General features: G+C 67.7%; 17 protein-coding genes. 6 read left to right on the forward strand and 11 right to left on the reverse strand.

Going from position 1 to position 18,239, the window contains the following annotated elements; translation table 11 throughout:
- Positions 1–35 precede the first annotated feature (35 nt).
- Positions 36–1,052 (forward strand): TRAP transporter substrate-binding protein, encoded by a 1,017-nt coding sequence (locus tag KIT53_RS11510; RefSeq protein ID WP_297752388.1) that lies wholly within the window; start codon positions 36–38, stop codon positions 1,050–1,052.
- A 24-nt stretch (positions 1,053–1,076) separates the two neighbouring features.
- On the opposite strand, the gene KIT53_RS11515 is transcribed toward KIT53_RS11510, so the two are convergent.
- Complete coding sequence (locus KIT53_RS11515) at positions 1,077–1,766, reverse strand: hypothetical protein (RefSeq protein ID WP_297752391.1); 690 nt, start codon at positions 1,764–1,766, stop codon at positions 1,077–1,079.
- A gap of 73 nt (positions 1,767–1,839) precedes the next feature.
- On the opposite strand from KIT53_RS11515, the gene KIT53_RS11520 reads away from it, so the two are divergent.
- Together KIT53_RS11520 and KIT53_RS11525 are read left to right on the forward strand one after the other, a co-directional pair.
- Positions 1,840–2,376, forward strand: a complete 537-nt coding sequence (locus KIT53_RS11520; RefSeq protein WP_297752393.1) for a TRAP transporter small permease — start codon at positions 1,840–1,842, stop codon at positions 2,374–2,376.
- Between the two features lie 14 nt (positions 2,377–2,390).
- Positions 2,391–3,671 carry a TRAP transporter large permease subunit gene (locus KIT53_RS11525; RefSeq protein ID WP_297752396.1) on the forward strand — a complete coding sequence of 427 codons (1,281 nt, stop codon included), beginning with the start codon at positions 2,391–2,393 and terminating at the stop codon, positions 3,669–3,671.
- 24 nt (positions 3,672–3,695) lie between these two features.
- Here KIT53_RS11525 and KIT53_RS11530 read toward each other — a convergent pair whose 3' ends face one another.
- The 5 genes from KIT53_RS11530 to KIT53_RS11550 all read right to left on the reverse strand — a co-directional run bounded on the left by KIT53_RS11530 (position 3,696) and on the right by KIT53_RS11550 (position 9,966).
- Entirely contained in the window at positions 3,696–4,484 is a 789-nt protein-coding gene (locus KIT53_RS11530; protein WP_297752399.1) for an SDR family oxidoreductase, read from the reverse strand.
- A 73-nt stretch (positions 4,485–4,557) separates the two neighbouring features.
- On the reverse strand, positions 4,558–5,826 hold the full coding sequence (locus KIT53_RS11535; RefSeq protein ID WP_297752402.1) for a CoA transferase: 1,269 nt from the start codon (positions 5,824–5,826) through the stop codon (positions 4,558–4,560).
- A 5-nt stretch (positions 5,827–5,831) separates the two neighbouring features.
- Entirely contained in the window at positions 5,832–6,638 is an 807-nt protein-coding gene (locus KIT53_RS11540) for a class II aldolase/adducin family protein (RefSeq protein WP_297752405.1), read from the reverse strand.
- Positions 6,639–6,647: 9 nt separating this feature from the next.
- A complete protein-coding gene (locus tag KIT53_RS11545) occupies positions 6,648–7,616 on the reverse strand; it encodes a tripartite tricarboxylate transporter substrate binding protein (RefSeq protein WP_297752408.1) in 969 nt (322 codons plus the stop codon).
- A gap of 55 nt (positions 7,617–7,671) precedes the next feature.
- Entirely contained in the window at positions 7,672–9,966 is a 2,295-nt protein-coding gene (locus KIT53_RS11550; RefSeq protein ID WP_297752410.1) for an acyl-CoA dehydrogenase, read from the reverse strand.
- A gap of 190 nt (positions 9,967–10,156) precedes the next feature.
- On the opposite strand from KIT53_RS11550, the gene KIT53_RS11555 reads away from it, so the two are divergent.
- On the forward strand, positions 10,157–11,134 hold the full coding sequence (locus KIT53_RS11555; protein ID WP_297752414.1) for a LysR family transcriptional regulator: 978 nt from the start codon (positions 10,157–10,159) through the stop codon (positions 11,132–11,134).
- A gap of 6 nt (positions 11,135–11,140) precedes the next feature.
- Here KIT53_RS11555 and KIT53_RS11560 read toward each other — a convergent pair whose 3' ends face one another.
- The 3 genes from KIT53_RS11560 to KIT53_RS11570 are packed head-to-tail and all read right to left on the reverse strand — an operon-like array spanning position 11,141 to position 14,642.
- Positions 11,141–12,694, reverse strand: coding sequence for an acetyl-CoA acetyltransferase (locus KIT53_RS11560; RefSeq protein ID WP_297752417.1), 1,554 nt, complete (start codon positions 12,692–12,694; stop codon positions 11,141–11,143).
- Between the two features lie 7 nt (positions 12,695–12,701).
- Positions 12,702–13,496, reverse strand: coding sequence for an enoyl-CoA hydratase-related protein (locus KIT53_RS11565; protein WP_297752420.1), 795 nt, complete (start codon positions 13,494–13,496; stop codon positions 12,702–12,704).
- 21 nt (positions 13,497–13,517) lie between these two features.
- On the reverse strand, positions 13,518–14,642 hold the full coding sequence (locus KIT53_RS11570; protein ID WP_297752423.1) for a nitronate monooxygenase: 1,125 nt from the start codon (positions 14,640–14,642) through the stop codon (positions 13,518–13,520).
- A gap of 130 nt (positions 14,643–14,772) precedes the next feature.
- Here KIT53_RS11570 and KIT53_RS11575 point away from each other — a divergent pair, with 130 nt between their 5' ends.
- Both KIT53_RS11575 and KIT53_RS11580 read left to right on the forward strand, forming a co-directional pair.
- Positions 14,773–15,261, forward strand: coding sequence for a MarR family transcriptional regulator (locus KIT53_RS11575; RefSeq protein ID WP_297752426.1), 489 nt, complete (start codon positions 14,773–14,775; stop codon positions 15,259–15,261).
- Positions 15,258–16,235, forward strand: coding sequence for a 2-dehydropantoate 2-reductase (locus KIT53_RS11580; RefSeq protein WP_297752429.1), 978 nt, complete (start codon positions 15,258–15,260; stop codon positions 16,233–16,235). The genes KIT53_RS11575 and KIT53_RS11580 overlap by 4 nt, the downstream gene beginning before the upstream one ends.
- Positions 16,236–16,248: 13 nt before the next feature.
- Here KIT53_RS11580 and KIT53_RS11585 read toward each other — a convergent pair whose 3' ends face one another.
- A complete protein-coding gene (locus tag KIT53_RS11585; protein WP_297752432.1) occupies positions 16,249–17,118 on the reverse strand; it encodes a TIM barrel protein in 870 nt (289 codons plus the stop codon).
- A gap of 25 nt (positions 17,119–17,143) precedes the next feature.
- On the reverse strand, positions 17,144–18,205 hold the full coding sequence (locus KIT53_RS11590; RefSeq protein WP_297752436.1) for an SDR family oxidoreductase: 1,062 nt from the start codon (positions 18,203–18,205) through the stop codon (positions 17,144–17,146).
- Between the last annotated feature and the right edge of the window lie 34 nt (positions 18,206–18,239).

Here is an 18,239-nt window from a genome sequence, read left to right on the forward strand (position 1 = left end):
TCTCTCAACTGAAAATCTCAAATGGAGACACATCGATGACCTTCCGGAAATTGGCCGCGCCGCTTTCGCTGTTGGCCGCCCTGCTGATGGCAGGCGGCGCCTCGGCGCAGGACATCCAGACCCGTACCATCCGCTTCGGCCACCTCACCCCCGTGGGTCACCCCATCAGCCAGGGCGTTCAACGCTTCGCCGAGCTGGTGGCCCAGAAGAGCGGAGGCAAGCTCACCGTCAAGGAATTCCCGGCATCGGTGCTGGGCGGTGAACTGCAACAGCAGGCCGCGGTGCAAGGCGGCGTGCAGGAAATGTTCACCCCCGCCACCACCACCGCCGCCGCGCTGGTCAAGGAGTTCGGCATCCTGGACGCCCCTTTCTCCATCACCAATGCCCAGCAGGCCGACGCCTTGCTGCAGGGCCGCTTCGGCAAAGCCCTGCTGGACCGCCTGCCGGAGAAGGGCATCGTCGGACTGGACTACTGGGAGACCGGCTTTCGCAACTTCACCAACAGCCGCAAGCCGATCCTGGCGGCCGACGACGTCAAGGGCCTGAAGATCCGCGTGATGGCCAATCCGGTGTTCGTGGAGAGCTTCGGCGCGCTCGGCACCAACCCGGTGCCGATGGCGTTCGGCGAGCTGTACGGTGCGCTGGAATCCAAGGCCCTGGACGCGCAGGAGAACCCGTACACCATCATCCTGTCCAACAAGTTCTACGAAGTGCAGAAGTTCGTGAGCGTGACCAACCACGTCTACACCGCGAACCTGATCGAGGTGAGCAAGAAGTTCTGGGACAGGCTCTCGGCCACCGAGCAGAAGATCCTGCAGGATGCCGCGCGCGAAGCGGGTGCCTACCAGCGCAAGGTCAGCCGCGAATCGGCAGACAAGAGCCGCCAGGAGCTCGAAGCCAAAGGCATGAAGATCAATGAAGTCCCCGCCGCCGAACTGGCCCGGATGCGCCAGTCCACAGTGCCGGTGGTGGACAAGTTCGCCGCCAGCTACGACCCCGCGCTGATGAAGATCTACCGCGAGGAAATGGACAAGATCCACAGCGGCCGCTGAGTGCGCACGCAGCGCACGAGCGACTCAGGCGGCCTGGGCTTCAAGCAGGTAGCTCAGGCCGTAGAGGCGCGCGTGCACGCTCGATGCGCCACCGATGTGCCGCCCCAGGGCCTGCCCGATACCGGACAGGCGCTCCTGCAAAGCCAGGCCGTTGGCCGATTCGACCAGCAGGACATGATCGTCCGCCGCCTCCTGGCCCACGGCCCCCTGCGCGCGCAGCTCGCGCTCACGCGTCTGCACAGCGGCGACCGATGCCAGAGGAACGCCCACATGGCAGCCCACCACCACGGTGTCGTGCAGCAGGCCTTCGCACAGCGCCTGCGCGGCCGCCTCGACCTGCGCCAGCGGCGCCTGGAAGCGCAGCGTGGCCAATACCCCGCCTACGTTGCGGCCATGGGAGGCGATGGTGCGTCCGCCCATGCGCTGGAAGTTCGTCAGGTGCGGCATCACGCGCTGCGTCTGTGGCGTGGGGTGGTTCAGGCAATGCAGGTAGGCCGCACCCGTCATCACGTCGGCGTCACTGATCTCGTAGAAATTGAAGTAACGGTGCGGCGGCGCGCCATCCAGCGCCACGTAGCGCCGGCCCCGAAGGAAACCCGGTACGCCCATGCGTTCGGGCATGTGCTCATGGGTCAGCCAGGCGTCGTACGCCACGTCTTCAATCTGGTCGATGTCGTTCCAGATCGCGAGGAACGATGTGCCGCGCAGGGTCATGGGGCCGGTCTCCTTGGGTCGGGCCCCGCATTCTCCGGCGGATTCACCGCCGCCACCTGAAAAAGGTCTTTTCATGAACCGCTTGCTCGACGGCTACTGCCGTCTGCTGGATTTTCTCTGTGCACTGGCGCTGGCCACCATGGTCGTGCTGGTCTTTGGCAACGTGGTGTTGCGCTATGGCTTCAATTCCAACATTGCCATATCCGAAGAGCTCTCACGCTGGCTCTTCGTATGGCTGACCTTCCTCGGCGCCATCGTCGCGCTCAAGGAGCGCGGCCATCTGGGCACGGATGTGCTGACCTCGCGCCTGCCGCCGCTGGCCCGGCGGGTCTGCCTGTTCATCGCCCACGCCCTGATGCTGTGGGCCACCTGGCTGCTGCTCACCGGCGGCATGGAACAGGCCAGGATCAACCTGGAGTCCACCGCGCCGGTGACCGGCCTGTCCATGGCTGTCTTCTATGCCTCGGGCATCGTCTTTGCCATGTCCGCCATCGCGCTGCTGTTGCGCGAGATGTGGCGCATCGCCAGCGGGCAGGCCAGCGACGCCGAGCTGGCTGCCGTCACCGAATCGGAAGAACTGGCCTCGTTCGAGCGCCACCAAAAGCACTGAGCGAGAGACCACCCATGACCATCTGGATTTTTGTTCTTGCCCTGCTGGGCGCCATGCTGATCGGGGTGCCGATCGCCTATGCGCTGCTGCTCTCCGGCGTGGCGCTGATGTGGCACCTGGACCTTTTCGATGCGCAGATCCTGGCGCAGAACGTCATCAATGGCGCTGACAGCTTTCCGCTGCTGGCCGTTCCCTTCTTCATGCTCGCTGGCGAAATCATGAACGTGGGCGGCCTGTCGCAGCGCATCGTCAACCTGGCAATGACGCTGGTGGGTCATCGCCGGGGCGGACTGGGTTACGTGGCGGTGGTGGCGGGCTGCCTGATGGCTGCGTTGTCGGGCTCTGCCGTGGCCGACACCGCCGCGCTGGCCGCGCTGCTGCTGCCCATGATGACGCGCGCCGGCCACGACAAGGCACGGGCCGGCGGACTGATCGCTTCCGCGGGCGTGATCGCGCCCGTGATTCCACCGTCCATCGCCTTCATCATCTTCGGCGTGGCGGGCAACGTCTCCATCGGCAAGCTGTTTCTCGCCGGCATCGTGCCCGGCCTGCTCATGGGCCTGGCCATCGCCATCACCTGGTACCTGGTGGCGCGCCGCGAGCAGGTGCAGACGCCGCCCAAGGCCAGCACGGCGGAACGCCTGAAGGCGCTGCGCGAGTCGACCTGGGCGCTCATGCTGCCGGTGATCGTGCTGGTGGGCCTGAAGCTGGGCGTGTTCACCCCCACCGAGGCCGCGGTGGTGGCCGCCGTCTACGCGCTCTTCGTGGCCACCGTGGTCTACCGCGAACTGCACGTGTCGCAGCTCTACGCGGTGTTTGTCAGTGCTGCGCGCACCACCGCCATCGTGATGTTCCTGATCGCCGCCGCCATGGTGTCGGCCTGGCTGATCACGGTGGCCGACATCCCCGGCCAGGTCGTGGAGTTGCTGCAACCCTTCATGGACAACCAGCTCCTGCTGCTGTTGATGATCATGCTGCTGGTGATGGCCGTGGGCACGGCCATGGACATGACGCCCACCATCCTGATCCTCACGCCTGTGCTCATGCCCGTGGTCAAGGCCGCGGGCATAGACCCGGTCTATTTCGGCGTGCTGTTCATCATGAACAACGCCATCGGCCTGGTGACACCGCCGGTGGGTGTGGTGCTCAACGTGGTGGCCGGCGTGGGCAAGATGAAAATGGACGAGGTCACGCGCGGCGTGCTGCCTTTCATGACCGCGCAGTTCCTGGTGTTGTTCCTGCTGATCCTCTGCCCCTGGATCGTCACCGTGCCCGCCAGGTGGCTGGGCGGCTGAGCGCCCCCCTGCCACACGCCGTCTTCAGGCGAAGACGGCCGGCTGCACGTTCATCAGCGCGGTGCGCATGAAGCCACCGTCCACGATGATGTCCTGCCCGTTCATGTAGGACGCAGCGTCGCTGGCCAGGAAGGCGATCGCGTCGGCGATGTCGTCGGGGCGGCCGATGCGGCCCGTGGGCACCACCTTGATGCGCCCCTGGTGCAGCTTCTCGTTCTGGTAGAAATGCTCGGACATGGGCGTGCGGATCATGCCCGGGCTGACCGAGTTGGCCCGCACGCCGCGCGGCCCCCACTCCACCGCCATCTGGTGCGTCAGGCCCAGCACGCCAGCCTTGCTCGGGCCGTAGGGCCCGATGTCGTTGGGGACGCGCGCACCAATGGAGGCGATGTTGATGATGGCACCGCTCTTCTGGGCCAGCATCATGCGCACCAGGTGCTTGGCACAGAGAAAGGAACCACGCAGGTTGACCGACATGACCTTGTCCCAGGTCTCCACCGGCAACTCTTCCAGCGGGATCACGGGCGCCATCACGCCGGCGTTGTTGACCAGGATGTCACAGCGGCCGAAGCGCTCCTTCACCTGCGCGGCCATGGCTGCGATGGATGCCTCATCGGTCACGTCGCAAGCCAGGGCCTGAGCGGCCAACGGGTTCTGCGGCGCCTTCATGTCCACGGCCACGACGCTCGCGCCCATGGCGTGCAGGCGCGCGACCATGGCGCCGCCGAGGCCACCGCCGGCCCCGGTAACGACGGCCACGCGGCCTTTGAGGGCCTCTTTGTCAAAGGTGGTACTGGGCTTGGGGGTGCTCATGCTTGTCTCGCTCCTGGTCAGGTGGTGGTTGTGAAAAGACTGACCATTGTGCCAAGCAGTGGCATCGCGCAGTTCAGGCCGCGCCGAAAGCCCCGGCCTGGCGCAGCGTTTCCAGCCGCGCGTCGTCACAGCCCAGCACCTCGCGCAACACCTCCTGGGTGTGCTGCCCCAGCGCCGGAGCCACCACCGGGTCCACCACCGGCGTTTCCTGCAGCCGGGGCGGCGGCGTGATGTTGGGCACCCAGCCGGCCTGGGGATGGGCGATGCGCGTGACCAGGCCCCGCGCCGCCGCTTCGCGGGACGCCAGCGCCTGCGGCACGGTGCGCACCTCGCCGCTGGGAATGCCTGCCTCACGGAACTTGTCCCGCCAGTGCGCCCAGGGCTGCCTGGCAAAGGCCTCCTCCAGGATGGGGAACAGGGTGTCGCGGTGGCGCGTGCGGCCTACCCGGTTGTTGTAGCGGGGATCGGCCGCGACGTCAGGACGCTGCAGCACGCCGGCCACCAGCCGCTCGAAGATGCGGTCGTTGCCGCTGTTGACGTAGAAGGTGGCGTCTGTGCAATGGAAGACGCCGGATGGCGAGGTGTCCGGGCTCACGTTGCCGTTGCGCTGCGGCTCCACGCCGCCCAGCAGGTACTGCATGGGCGCATAGCCCAGCATGGCCACCGCGCTGTCGAACAGCGAGACTTCGCAGTACTGCCCCTTGCCCGTGTGTCCACGCGCCATGAGCGCGGCCAGCACGGTGTTGCACACCATCAGCGAGGTGCCGATGTCCATCACAGGCGACAGCGCCCGAACCCCGTCGCGGTCGGCGTAGCCGTTCATGGACATGAAGCCGCTCTCGGCCTGCACCACCGGGTCGAAGCCGGGACGGTCGGCGAACTCGCCGTCGCGGCTGTAGGCCGGCACCGAGCAATACACCAGCCGAGGATTGAGCGCCAGGCAGGTCTCGGGGTCGAGGCCGAAGCGCTGCATCACGCCGGTGGAGAAGTTCTCTACCAGCACGTCGCTTTCGGCAATGAGCTCGCGCACCAGCGCCAGCGCGGCAGGGTTCTTCAGGTCCAGCGCCACGCTGCGTTTGTTGCGGTTGGCAAAGAAGAAGGACGCGCCCTGCGCGGGCAAGGCAGGGTCGGTCGGCGGGTAGTGGCGAAAGTCGTCGCCTTTGGCGGGCGCCTCGATCTTGATGACGTCGGCGCCAAAATCGGCCAGCATCATGGTCGCATACGGACCGGCAATGAAATGACTGAAGTCCACCACGCGGATGCCGCCGAGCGCGGTCGGCGCGCCGGGCTTGCGGGGTTGTGCGGTGGGGAGCTGTTTCTCGATGTCTTCAAGCTTGAACATAAGGGTCAGTCGCGGTAGGAGGGATCGGTCCGTTCGAGTTGGCGCACCAACGCGGCCCATTCGCGCTGGCCGTTCCAGTTGCCCAGCGAGGCCTCGTTGCCGGTGCGGCCGGTGAAGGTGGGTGGTGCCAGGATGCGTGCCGTCTTCTCCATCACCTCCGGGGTCGGCATGTGCAACGCCGTGCCGGCGGCCATCAGGTCCACCTGCACGCGGCAGGCCATTTCCAGGCGGTGCATGAGCAGAAAGGCCTCGGCGATGCTGCGACCGCAGGTGAGCAGGCCGTGGTTGCGCAGCACCATGGCGTCGTGAACGCCGAGGTCGCTCACCAGGCGCTCCCGCTCGCCTTCGTCCACGGCCGGCCCTTCAAAGTCGTGATAAGCCAGGCGCCCGTGGAAACGCAGCGCGCCCTGTGTGGCCGGCAGCAGGCCGCAGGCCATGGCGGACACGGCCATGCCCGCGCGGGTGTGGGTGTGCAGCACGCAGGCCACGTCGTGACGCGCGGCATGCACCGCGCTGTGGATGACGAAGCCAGCGCGGTTGACCTCGATGTCCCCGGGCAGGTCGGGCCTTTCGATGACGCGGCCTTCGAAGTCGATCTTGAACAGGCTGGACGCGGTGATCTCCGCGTACATCAGGCCAAACGGGTTGATGAGGAAGTGGCCCTCCTCGCCCGGTACGCGGACCGTGATGTGGTTGTAGATCAGGTCGGCCATGCCATACAGGGCCACCAGCCGGTAGCAGGCCGCCAGGTCAACCCGGGCGGCCCACTCGGCCTCGCTGACGCGTTCGCGCATCGGCGCAGACGGCTTCATGGCCAAGCCTCACTCACCGTAGCGGATGGTGGCGATTTCCATCGCACGCTTGATGTTGGCTGCCTCGTGCTGCGTGATGCTCACCACCTTGGCCGCCTCGGCGTGCGCGGGTGTCATGCCCATCATGCCCAGCTTCTCGGCCATCTCCGGCACCGCCATGGCCTTGCGGATGGATTCGGTCACCTTGGCCATCACAGGCTCCGGCACGCCAGGCGGCCCCCAGACGGCGAAGTTGATGTCCTGCACATAGCCGGGCACGTACTTGCCGATCGGCTCGGCGCCGGGGATCAACGGCGACGCCTGCGCGGAGGTCACGCCCAGCACCTTGACCTTGCCCTGCTTCACGAAGTCGAGCAGGGCCGCCGAGGGCGTGGTGAAGTAGAGCTTGACCTCGCCACCGAGCAGCGCCTGGAAGGCCGGCGCCGCGCCGCGGTAAGGCACGTTCACCATCTTGATGTTGGCGCCTTTGTTGACCAGCGCGGAGGCCACTTCCAGCGTCGGGCCCGAAACGGCCACGTGCACGCCTTCGGGCTGCTTGCGCATCCATTCCACGAAAGCCAGAAAGTCGTTGGCCGGCACGCTGGGGTGGGCCACCAGCACCAGCGGCTGCGTGGCGACATTGGCCACCTGCGTGAGCGACTTCACGGGGTCGAAACTGTTGTCGCGCATCACCATGGGAATCTGCACCACGGTGGTGATGGTGGTGAGCAGGAAGGTGTAGCCATCGGCAGGCGAACGGGCTGCCGCCATCACGCCCACGCCGCCGGAGGCGCCGGTGCGGTTCTCCACCACCACGGGCTGGCCAAGCAACGGCCCCATGTGCGTGGCCAGCAGGCGCGTGAGCGCGTCACCGGGGCCGCCGGGCGCATAGGTGTAGAGGATCTTCACCGGACGGTCCGGATAGGCCTGGGCATGCGCGGCGGGCGCGATGGCCAGCGCGCAGGCGGCTGCCAGCAGGGTGCGGCGAGTGGTGCTCATGGAGGGTCTCCTTCTGGGTGGTACGGGTTCAAAGAAAGCCGCCTGCGCGGCGCGCTCAGCGAGGCATCCCCAAGCCTCTCTGGGCAATCAGGGTGCGCTGGATTTCGTTCGTGCCGCCGCCGATGGTGTAGAGCAGAGCGTCGCGCACGGCGTATTCGAAGCGGCCATCGAGCAAGGCGCCGGCGGCGGCGCCATCCAGCGTCGCGCCGGTGCCGACCAGGTCGAACACAGCTTCGGAAAGGGATTCCATCAGTTCGCTGGCGAACACCTTGACCATCGCGGCCTGGTGCACCGGCACCTCGCCGTCCTGCACCACCAGCGCGGTGTTCACCGCGAGCAGACGCGCCGCCTCGATGCGCGCGGCGAGGTCGCCGATGCGGTCGCGCACCAGCGGGTCTTCGGCCATCGGCTTGCCGCCCAGGCGGGCCGTCTGCACATGCGCGAGCAGCAGATCGAAGTAGCCCCGGATGCGCGCCGCGCTGGCCGCGAGCGACACGCGCTCGAAGGCCAGCGCGGCGGTGATCACCTCCCAGCCGCCATGCAGGTCGCCCACCAGCGCATCCTCACCCACCACCACATCGTCCAGGAAAGTGACATTGGCGCGGTGGCCATTGAGGCCCAGCATGGGCTGCAGCGTGATGCCCGGTGCGTTGAGCGGCACGATGAAGACGCTGATGCCGCGGTGGCGCGCCTGCTGGGGGTCGCTGCGCGCGGCCAGCCACAGGTGCGTGGAGAACCCTGCGGTCGAGGTGAATATCTTCTGGCCGCGGATGCGCCAGCCGCCCTGCGGCAGCGGCGTGGCGGCGGTGCGGATGCCCGCGAGGTCCGAGCCGTGGTCGGGTTCGCTGTAGCCCAGCGCAAAAGACACCTCGCCCTGGGCAATGCCGGGCAGGAAGATCTGCTTCTGCGCCTCGCTGCCGTAGCGGATCAACGCCGGCCCGATCATGGTGGCCGCGGTGTTGTGGAACGTCACTGGCGCTTCGCTGTAGGCCATCTCTTCCTCGAAAGCCAGGTGCTCCAGCGCACTGCGCCCCTGACCACCGTAGGCCTTGGGCCAGCTCACACCCAGCCAGCCGCGCTGGCCCAGCTTGCGGCTGAAGTCCTGCCGGGCCTTGCGGTGGTTCACCGGCAGAGCGGCGGTCTCGGGCGGGTACCGGTGGTCCCAGTGGGCCTGCAGCCATTCGCGCACCTCGTGGCGGAAAGCGTCTGCCTGCGGGCTCAGCGAAAACGAGGGAATGCGAGCACCTGGCACCAGCAATGCCGCAGCCAGCACCTCACGCGCGGCCCCCACGCCACCCAGACGGACGAGGTCCGCGTGCACGCGGCGGAAGATGCGCGGCATCTCATGCTCTTCCCAGAACGAGATGCCACCAAAACCATGGTGCAACTCCAGCACCACCTGGCGCAGGTACTGGCCCGCCAGGGCACAAGCCAGTGCGGCACGGTAGGCCCGCGTCCCGGCACTGCGCGCCTCGCCTGCATGCAGCAGCGCGAGCCGGCAAACCTCGGTACCCATGAGGCAGTTGGCCAGCTTGTGCTGAATGGCCTGGAACTGGCCGATCTTCTGGCCAAACTGTGAGCGCACGCGGGCGTACTCGCACAACAGGTCCAGACCGTGGCTGGCAGCGCCCTGCGCCCGCGCCGCCAGCAACAGACGCGCCAGGGACGGCAGCGCCGCCAGATCGAAACCGGTGCTCAGGCGATCGAAACCCGTCACCTGGTCGAGCACCACCTCCGCCAGCGCGGGCCGCGCCAGGCCAGGTGTGGGACGCACCATGGCCTGCGCCATGTGCACCACCAGCACCTCGCCAGGAGCGCCGGTGGCGATGAAGAGATGGGTCGCCACGGCGGTGTTCTCCACATGCGACAGACGGGCGCTCAGGCCCTTGTCGTCCTGCGTCAGCGTGAACGCATCCACCTCGCCCGCCGCGGGGCCATGGCACCAGGCCGGCACCAGATGGCCCTCGTGCAGCGCGGTGCGCAGCAAGTCCGCCTGCGGCTGATCCTTGCAAGCCGCCAGGACCGCCTCGGCGAGCACCGCCTCGGTCAGCGGCAGCGGACATTCGGCTCGACCGAGCTCCTGCTGCAGCACCAGCGCTGCGGCCAGGCCCATGTCGACATCATCGAGTTCGAGGCCCGTCCAACCCTGGCGCACCGCCTGCCGCCACAGGCGCAGCAGCGCATCGGGCTGCTGCGCCCAGGCCGCGGCACTGACCGATGGCCAGTGGGTGGCCAGCATGTCCCGCGCAGCGTCGCGCAACATGGTCAGTTCGGCGCTTTCCCGCAGGGGCAGCGAGCCGACCTGGTCGTCGCCGTCGTGGCGCTCGGGGCTGGGTGAGGTATCACGCATGGCTATGTGTCCTGCATTGCGCGCGCCACGGACCGATCCGCCTGGCCATGGGACGCGAATGGGTTGTCTCCAGTGCCGTCAGCCTGGCCTTCACCACTGGGAAGACCGGTCTCGGCGGCGTTGCGGAATTAGACCGGCGCGGGCTCTCTTCGGCAACAAAGGACCTAGAATAAGACCATTCAAGTCTTGAATGATTGGTCCAAAAATGGGCGGAGAGCGCATAGAAATCGGCCTGCTGTACTGCCTGGAGGCGCTGCTGTCCGAGCGCTCCGTGACGCGCGCGGCGAACCGCCTGGGCATGAGCCAGCCCGGCATGAGCAACGCCCTGAACCGGCTGCGCCACCTCACGCGCGACCCGCTGCTGGTGCGCACCGGCAAGGGCATGGAGCTCACGCCGCGCGCGGTGGAACTGGCGGTGCTCGTGAAATCGGGCCTGTCGGTGTTCGATGACATCTTTTCCGACCCACGCCCTTTCGAACCCGCACGCGCGGAAGGCGTCATCACCGTCGCCATGTCCGACTCGATGGCCCTGGAGCTCGGCCCTCGGCTGACTGCGCGGCTGGACCGCGAGGCGCCGGCGCTGTGCCTGCACATCCAGCGCCTGGACCAGGCCAACCTTTTCAGCCTGCTGGCCGAGGGCAAGCTGGACCTGGGGATCGGCTACGCCACTTCGGTACCCGAACAGATGTACGCGAGCGACCTGCTGAGCCAGTCGCTCTCGGCCATACGCGCCAATGACCATCCGCGCATACGCGACCGCCGGCTCTCGCTGGACACCTTCATGCGCGAGCGGCATGTGCTGACCGCCGCACCCCGGCACTCCATTTCCTGGGCCGAGTCCTCGGTGGCGGACGCGCTGAAGGCGCGCAACCTCGTGCGTACCGTTGGGGCACGGGTCAATTCCATCCTGCTCGCGCCGCCCATCGTGGCCAGTTCGGGCATGCTCTGCACCATGCCCACCTGGCTGGCACGGCGCAGCCAGGCGGTCCTGCCGATCACGCTGCATGCCCTGCCTTTCGAGACAGCGGCCTTCAAGACCACCATGGTCTGGCACGAGCGCACCCATCGCCAGGCACTGCATCAGTGGGTGCGCGGCGTGGTGCGTGAGCTGGTGAAGACCTTGTGCGAGGGCTGCCAGCATACCGATGGGCTTCCGCATCTGGCCTGAGTGCCATCACGACGGCACGAAGACGTTGAGCCCATCGACCTGAGAAACCTTGCCGCGCAGACCGATGGCGCCATCGCTCTGCAACCGCGCCAGGGTCGCGGGATCCGCGGGCGAGTTGGCCAGGAAGCGCTCACCCGAGGAAACCAGGCGGCCGAACAGCACACCGCGCTCGGGGCCTTTCTTGCCATGCAGCACGGCGCAGGTCTCGATCACGGCCTCGCCCTGCGGCTGGTGGTTGAGGGGCTCGCGGGGCGTCATGCGATCGATCTGGTCCTGGATCACGGAGGCGGGTTCGCGCACGAAAGGCTTGTCCGGCCGCTGTGTGGAGAACACCCCCACGGCCTCCTTGGTGACCAGACCCCCATTGGCCATGACCAGGCCAAAGGACCCGGGCTGGCCGCGCACACGCAGCACCATCTCGGCGATCGCGTGCGTCACGTAGTTGTTGCCCGGTCCACCAAAGTACGGCAGGCCGCCCGTCACCGAGAGCTGGCGCGGGTCCTCGGGCGAAATGCCCAGCTCCTTGCAGGCGATCTGCACCGCCGACGGAAAGCAGCTGTAGAGATCGAAGAACGCCACCTCGTCCAGTGTGCGGCCGGCCTGCGCCAGCGCGTGCTGTGCGCACAGGCGCATGGCCGGTGACGCGTCCAGCCGGGGGCGCTCGCTCACGAACCACTGGTCATGGGCCGCCGCGCTGCCGTGCAGGTAGACACGCCTGTCCACCGGTATGCCCAGCGCATCGGCCTTCGCCTCCGAGACCACCACGAACGCCGCCGACTGGTCGATGTAGGCGCTGGCCGTCATCAGCTTGGTGAAGGGAAATCCCACATAGGGGTTGTCCGTGTTCACGGCCGCAATGGCTTCGGCGCTGTAGCCGGCGCGGCGCGTGGCCAGCGGGTTGGCCTTGGCCACCGCGGCCAGGCCGGCAAACAGGCGCGCGCTGGCCTCTCGGTACTGGTCCACGGTCTGCCTGGCGGATGCGCGCAACGACTGGCCGATCAGCCCGTACATGGCGATGGCCGAGCGCATGCCGTGCGCCTCCTCCTCGGCGGTGTACATGTCCTTCACGCCGTCCAGCCCGTCGGGCGGACTGGGTGCGTCCTCGCCCCAGACCAGTTGCAGGCCCGCGCGCTTGGCCGCCAGCTCCGTGCGCAGCGCCTCGCCCCCTACGATCAGCGCGGCCTGCGACTGCCCCTGTGCAATGCGTTCGCACGCACGGGCCAGCAGCACCTGGGGCGTGTCGCCGCCTTGCGGTGGGTACACCAGATCCGTCGCCGCCCGCGCACCGAGCCGCCGGGCCACCGACCAGGGCGGGTTGGCCAGCTTGCCAAATGGCGAGGCAAAACGCGGCACGGTGTCGGCGAACAGCCGTATCACCGTCACCGAGTCCAGCGAGCGCAGCAGCGCCTCACCGGCAGTGCTGTCGGCCGCGGCCAGGCGGGCGGCCTCCACCATCAGTTCCAGGGGCGAGCGAGCGCTCTCGGGGGGAGATGCCGTGTCGGTCACCTGGCCGGCCCCGACGATGACGGGAACGCGGGTCTTGTCGTGCGCCATGTTCATCGCCCCCTCAACGGTTCTTCCACTGTGGCTTGCGTTTCTCGGCAAAGGCGCGCGGCCCCTCCTTGTAGTCCTCACTGCTCCGCAAGCGCTGCGCGGCGGGAAACTCGCGGGCGGCCATCAGCTTGGTCTCGAAGTCATCGCCCAGCATGGTCTTGCGCGCCACTTCCTTGGTGGCACGCAGCGACAGCGGCGAGCACTCCAGCATCTGGTCGGCCCACTTGCGGGCCTCGGCCATCGCACCGCCGGCCGGTGCCAGCGCGGTCACGAAACCCAGGTCAAAGGCCTCCGCCGCGGGCACGCGCCGACCCGTAAGCAGGATGCCCATGGCACGCGGCAAACCAATGGCGCGCGGCAGGTACTGCACACCGCCGGCCAGCGCCGCCAGGCCCACGCGCGGCTCAGAGAGCGCAAAGAATGCGTTCTCCGCCGCGATCACCAGGTCGCAGGCCAGCGCGAGTTCAAACCCTCCGCCCATGGCGATGCCGTTGACGGCCGCGATCACCGGCTTGTCCAGGTCGAACCGCGTCGTCAGCCCGGCAAAGCCGGTGGGCGGGAAGTGGCGCACGCCTCGCTGCGCATGCACCTTCAGGTCGTTACCGGTGCTGAAAGCCTTGTCGCCCGCGCCGGTGATGATGCCCACCCACTGCTCATCGTCGGCAGCGAATTCGTTCCAGACTTCATGCAACTCCTGGTCGGCTTCGAAGTGGGTGGAGTTCATCACATCGGGCCGGTTGATGGTGACGATGGTGAGATGGCCGTCGCGTTCGACGGTGCAAAACTCTTTGTGCGTGATCTGGCTCATGCGGTGTGTCCGGTTGAGGTATCAGAGGTTGATCAGGGGAGACAGCCGCTCGGCCGTCTCGGCGTATTCGTTCATCAGGTCCGCCATGACCTGGCGCACCGAGGTCTCCTCGCGCAGGGTGCCCACCACCTGACCCGCGGGAAAGGAGCAGAGGTCGGCGCGCCGCGCCTTCTCGATGCGGATGCGCGCGCTGTGGTAGAGCACGTTCTGCAGCGGCGGCGGCAGGTGCTTGGGAGCGCCGGGCTTTTCCCAGGCTTCGGAGGCCTTGCTGCGGATCATGCGCACCGTCTTGCCGGTCTGGTACTTGCGCTGCACCGCATCCTCGGTGCGCGCCTTGAACAGCACGTCCTTCTCCATGGGTGTGAGTTCGCTCTCACGCGTGCCCAGCCAGACCGTGCCCATCCAGACGCCCTGCGCACCCAGCGCGAAGGCCGCGGCGATCTGGCGGCCGCGGCTGATGCCGCCGGCGGCCAGCACCGCGACCTGGGGCGACACCAGGTCCACCACCTGCGGCACCAGCACCATGGTGGAAATCTGCCCTGTGTGGCCGCCCGCCTCCGTGCCCTGCGCAACGATGAGGTCCACGCCCGCATCGCGCTGGTCCACCGCGTGCTCGGGTTTTCCGCAGAGCGAGCCCACCAGAATGCCGCGCGCATGCAGCTCATCCACCAGCGCGCGCGACGGCGTGCCCAGCGCACTCACGATCAGCTTCACCTGCGGGTGCCGCAGCGCCACGTCGATCAGCTTGCGAGCACCCGCCGGCGTGGAATTGCGTCCGCGGCCAATCAGCTCTTCGCGTGCGACCTGCGCATCGTCCGCGCTCAGCGGTGGTACGCCTTCGCGCGCCAGCAGGTCTTCCATGAACCGGCGCTGCTCGTCGGGCAGCAGGTCCTGCACGGGTTGCTCGGCCGCTTCGGCCGCCTTGTCGTAGTTGGCGGGAATCAGCACGTCAACGCCATAAGGCTTTCCATCGACGTGCTCGTCGATCCACTTGAGCTCGCGCTCGAGCTGCTCGGGCGAGAAGCTCACCGCTCCCAGCACGCCAAAACCGCCGGCCCGGGTGGCTTCCACCACGACGTCGCGGCAATGGGAAAAGGCAAACACGGGCGCCTCGCAGCCGAGGCGCTCACATATATCGGTACGCATGCAGGTCTCCTTCTGTTGGCGCGTGGTGCGCCGCTTCAATCATGTTGTTTGCATACGAACTATATCTGTTCAAATAAAATCTGCCAAGTGGCGTTGGAACCTGCCCGTGCACTGCCCCTACACTGCGCCCATGGCCACACTCTCGATCAAAGACCTTCGACAGGCACCCGGCTACCTGTTCCGCCGGGCGTTCCAGATCTCGGTGTCCATCGCCACCGAGCAACTCACTCCACACAACCTCACCACGGTGCAGTTCGCGTCGCTGGTGGGTATTCACGAACACCCCGGAGTGGATGCCACCCGGCTGTCGGCCATCATCAAGTTCGACAAAGCCACGCTCACCGGCGTACTCGACCGCCTGGAGGCGAAGGCGCTGATCGTTCGTCAGCCGCACCCCACCGACCGGCGCACCCGCATGCTGTTCCTCACGCAGGAAGGCGAGCGGGTGCTGGCCGAGGCCAGCATCGCCGCGCGCGATACGCGCGAGGCCGTGCTGGAACCCCTGCCGCGCGCAGAGCGCAAGCAGCTGATGCTGCTGCTCAACAAACTGATAGCACTCCATGCGGACCGCGAGAACGCGGAAACCCATGACCCGGAGCAGAAGGTGACGCCGCCATGAAGATCGCGGTCTTTGGAGCGGGTGCTACCGGCGGGCACTTCGCTGCCCTGCTCGCCCGGGCCGGTGCCGAGGTGAGCGTCGTGGTGCGGGGTGCCACGCTGGCGGCGGTGCGGCAGGCCGGCCTCACGCTGCGCACCGACCACGGTGAGCTGCAAGCCAGCGTGCAGGCCAGCGACGACGCGCGCGAGCTCGGCCCGCAGGATCTCGTGCTCGTGACGCTGAAATCTCATGCGCTGGCGGATGCCGCCGACGCGATGGCCCCGTTGCTGGGCGTGCGGACGCCCGTGGTGTTCCTGCAGAACGGCATACCCTGGTGGTACCACCATGCGGAGGGAGGGTTGCGCGAGGGCCGGCGCCTGCCCGCGCTGGATCCGCGCGACCGGCTGTGGCAGGCCATAGGTCCCGAGCGCGTGATCGGCGGCGTCACCTCCAGTGCCTGCACGGTGGTGGCGCCCGGGGTGATCGAAGTCCGGGGCGGCAACCGGCCGCTCACGCTCGGGGAACCCTCCGGCCAGGACACCGAACGTCTTCGCACGACGGCCGCCGTGCTGCGCGATGCCGGCTTCCCGGTGGAGGCGACGGCCGCCATCCGCGGCGCGATCTGGGCCAAGCTGGCGCAGAACCTGGCCTCCGGCCCCATGGGTGTGCTGGCGCCGGTACCGATGAAAGAGCTCTTTGCCGAACAGGTTCTGATCGACGCGCGCCTGCGCATCCAGGCAGAGGTGACCGCCATCGCCTTGGCCGAGGGCTGCAGCATGAGCATGGACTTCGGCGCGCAGATGGCCTTCGTGCGCCAGTCGTCCCACGTGCCGAGCATCGCGCAGGATGCCGCCGAGGGGCGCCGCATGGAACTGGAGAGCATGTTCCTGGCGCCACTGCGCCTGGCGCGCGAACACGGGGTGGCCACACCCACGCTGGACCTGCTGGTCGCGCTGGCCACGCTCAAGGCCCGCGCGCTCGGTCTCTACCCCTGAGCAAAGGGCCTGTTCACCCGGTTTTTCCCTGTGCAACCGGGTCGGACAAGCCCTGGAAATGCCGGTCGAAGAAGCGCTGCGCCGCCTCGGCCGCATGGCGCGCGCGCGGCACCGGTGCCAGCGCGGCATGCTGCACGGCCGGTGTCTCCAGTTCCAGCTCGGCCTGGGGTGGCAGTGCCTGCACCAGGCCCACGAGGTCCAGGCCGCCATCGCCCAGCAGGCGTCGGCCCGCCATCGCTTCGTTGAACAGCGTGTCACCTTCGGCCAGCGTCGCGGGCGCATCGCACAGCTGGGTCAGGTAGATCGACGCTGGATCGAGCGCGGCCACGTCGCGGGCGCTGGCACCGGAGCGTGCCAGGTGCAGCGCGTCGATGAGCACACCGACATTCCCGGCACCGCTGGCGGCGATGATGTCCTGCGTCTGCGCCAGGGTCTTGAGCTCGCTCATCGGCATGAACTCCAGCGCGATGCGCACGCCCGCCTCACGGGCCGCGGCGGCGTAGTCGCGCACCAGCGCGGTGACGCGCGCGGCATCGCCGTCGAAGCAGCCCTGCAGGATCATGGGCGCGCCCACGGCGCGCGCCGCGTTCACGTTGGCCAGCATGTGGTCCAGCGTGACCTGGGGTGAGATGTAGTAGCCGCTGACACTGGATATGCGCACGCCACGCGCGGCCGCGGTGCGGCGAATCTCGTCGAACGCATCGGCGCGGCCGTCCACCGAGGGCCAGGCATCGCCCGGGTAGCGTCCGCTGACACGCGGACCCGCCGCGCCAAAGCCGGCCTGCGCCGCCGCGTCGATCACGTCCAGCGGTTCGGCATTCACGCCCAGCGTGAGAAAGCCCAGGGTGAGGTCGGCGGTGCGCCGGTGGCGTGGGTGGGTCATGCGGGTGTCTCCGTGCCGGTCTCGGTCAGGTCGGCAGAATCTTGTGTTGCTGCAGCTCACGCAAGCGCTGCACGAACACCGCATCGGTGTCCACGCATTCGTGGAAGCCGGCGCGGCGGATCTTGTTGGTTTCCAGCAGCACGTCGTGCGACATGCGCAGCATGTAGTCCACCCAGGCCCAGTTGACGATGCGGTTGATGGCAATCTCGCGCAGGCCATGGCGCTGGGTGATGCGGTCCCAGAGCGCCTGCTGGTCGGGCATCACGTCGGCCAGGGGCATGGTCTTGGTATCGGCCCAGGCCATGCCCAGCGCATCGGCAATCACCGGCCAGTTGTTGCGCCAGCGCGCCGGGTCGCCATTGGTGACGTTGAAAGCCTGGTTCGAGGCGGCATCCGAATGCGCCGCCCAGCAAGCGGCGCCACCGATCACGTGGGCGTCGGCGATCTGGTGCACGGCGTCGTACGCCCCCTGGCTGCCGGGGAAGCGCAACGGCAAGCCCATCTCCTTGCACACCGCGGCGTAGATGCCCACGCCCATCACCAGGTTCATGGGGTTGCCCACCGCGAAACCGGAGACGAAAGGCGGAATGAGGTTCACCCAAGACCACTTCTGGCCCTGCTGCGCTTCGCGCAGGAAATCTTCCTGGTCGTAGTAGAAGTTGGGCGGCAACTGGCGCGGGTCGGTCTCGCGGCAGGGCGTCTTGCTCTGCCCCCACTGGATGCCGTAGAACTTGGCACCGGTGGTCAGCACCACCTTGCTGAGCGCCGGCAGCACCGCGCTGGCCGCTTCCACCAGGTTCCGGAGCATGGCCAGGTTGGGCGCCACCTCGGCGGCGCGGCTGGGCGCGGGCTGGTAGGCGGCAAAGAAGAGGTGCGTGATCTCAGGGTGACGGGCCAGCGCATCGCGACAGGCCTTGGGGTCCATCAGGTCCAGCGCGAGCCCTTCGGTGCCGGCGATCTGGCCTCCGCCCGAACGCGAGGCGCACAGCACGCGCCAGCCATCGGCCACGAGGCGCTGAGCCACACCGGTGCCCACGATACCGCTGGCGCCGGCAACCAGAGCGACAGATTGAACTGCAGAAGTCATGTTGTTTTCCGTAAAGTTGAGAGATCAACGCGCA

This window comes from Hydrogenophaga sp. (assembly GCF_026125785.1).
Taxonomy (GTDB): domain Bacteria; phylum Pseudomonadota; class Gammaproteobacteria; order Burkholderiales; family Burkholderiaceae_C; genus Hydrogenophaga.

Coding starts and splice junctions, on each gene's coding strand:
- KIT53_RS11570 (WP_297752423.1), bottom strand. CDS start 14,642: ATGCGTACCGATATATGTGAGCGCCTCGGCTGCGAGGCGCCCGTGTTT.
- KIT53_RS11515 (WP_297752391.1), bottom strand. CDS start 1,766: ATGACCCTGCGCGGCACATCGTTCCTCGCGATCTGGAACGACATCGAC.
- KIT53_RS11520 (WP_297752393.1), top strand. CDS start 1,840: ATGAACCGCTTGCTCGACGGCTACTGCCGTCTGCTGGATTTTCTCTGT.
- KIT53_RS11535 (WP_297752402.1), bottom strand. CDS start 5,826: ATGTTCAAGCTTGAAGACATCGAGAAACAGCTCCCCACCGCACAACCC.
- KIT53_RS11590 (WP_297752436.1), bottom strand. CDS start 18,205: ATGACTTCTGCAGTTCAATCTGTCGCTCTGGTTGCCGGCGCCAGCGGT.
- KIT53_RS11575 (WP_297752426.1), top strand. CDS start 14,773: ATGGCCACACTCTCGATCAAAGACCTTCGACAGGCACCCGGCTACCTG.
- KIT53_RS11560 (WP_297752417.1), bottom strand. CDS start 12,694: ATGAACATGGCGCACGACAAGACCCGCGTTCCCGTCATCGTCGGGGCC.
- KIT53_RS11580 (WP_297752429.1), top strand. CDS start 15,258: ATGAAGATCGCGGTCTTTGGAGCGGGTGCTACCGGCGGGCACTTCGCT.
- KIT53_RS11530 (WP_297752399.1), bottom strand. CDS start 4,484: ATGAGCACCCCCAAGCCCAGTACCACCTTTGACAAAGAGGCCCTCAAA.
- KIT53_RS11585 (WP_297752432.1), bottom strand. CDS start 17,118: ATGACCCACCCACGCCACCGGCGCACCGCCGACCTCACCCTGGGCTTT.
- KIT53_RS11525 (WP_297752396.1), top strand. CDS start 2,391: ATGACCATCTGGATTTTTGTTCTTGCCCTGCTGGGCGCCATGCTGATC.
- KIT53_RS11550 (WP_297752410.1), bottom strand. CDS start 9,966: ATGCGTGATACCTCACCCAGCCCCGAGCGCCACGACGGCGACGACCAG.
- KIT53_RS11545 (WP_297752408.1), bottom strand. CDS start 7,616: ATGAGCACCACTCGCCGCACCCTGCTGGCAGCCGCCTGCGCGCTGGCC.
- KIT53_RS11540 (WP_297752405.1), bottom strand. CDS start 6,638: ATGAAGCCGTCTGCGCCGATGCGCGAACGCGTCAGCGAGGCCGAGTGG.
- KIT53_RS11510 (WP_297752388.1), top strand. CDS start 36: ATGACCTTCCGGAAATTGGCCGCGCCGCTTTCGCTGTTGGCCGCCCTG.
- KIT53_RS11555 (WP_297752414.1), top strand. CDS start 10,157: ATGATTGGTCCAAAAATGGGCGGAGAGCGCATAGAAATCGGCCTGCTG.
- KIT53_RS11565 (WP_297752420.1), bottom strand. CDS start 13,496: ATGAGCCAGATCACGCACAAAGAGTTTTGCACCGTCGAACGCGACGGC.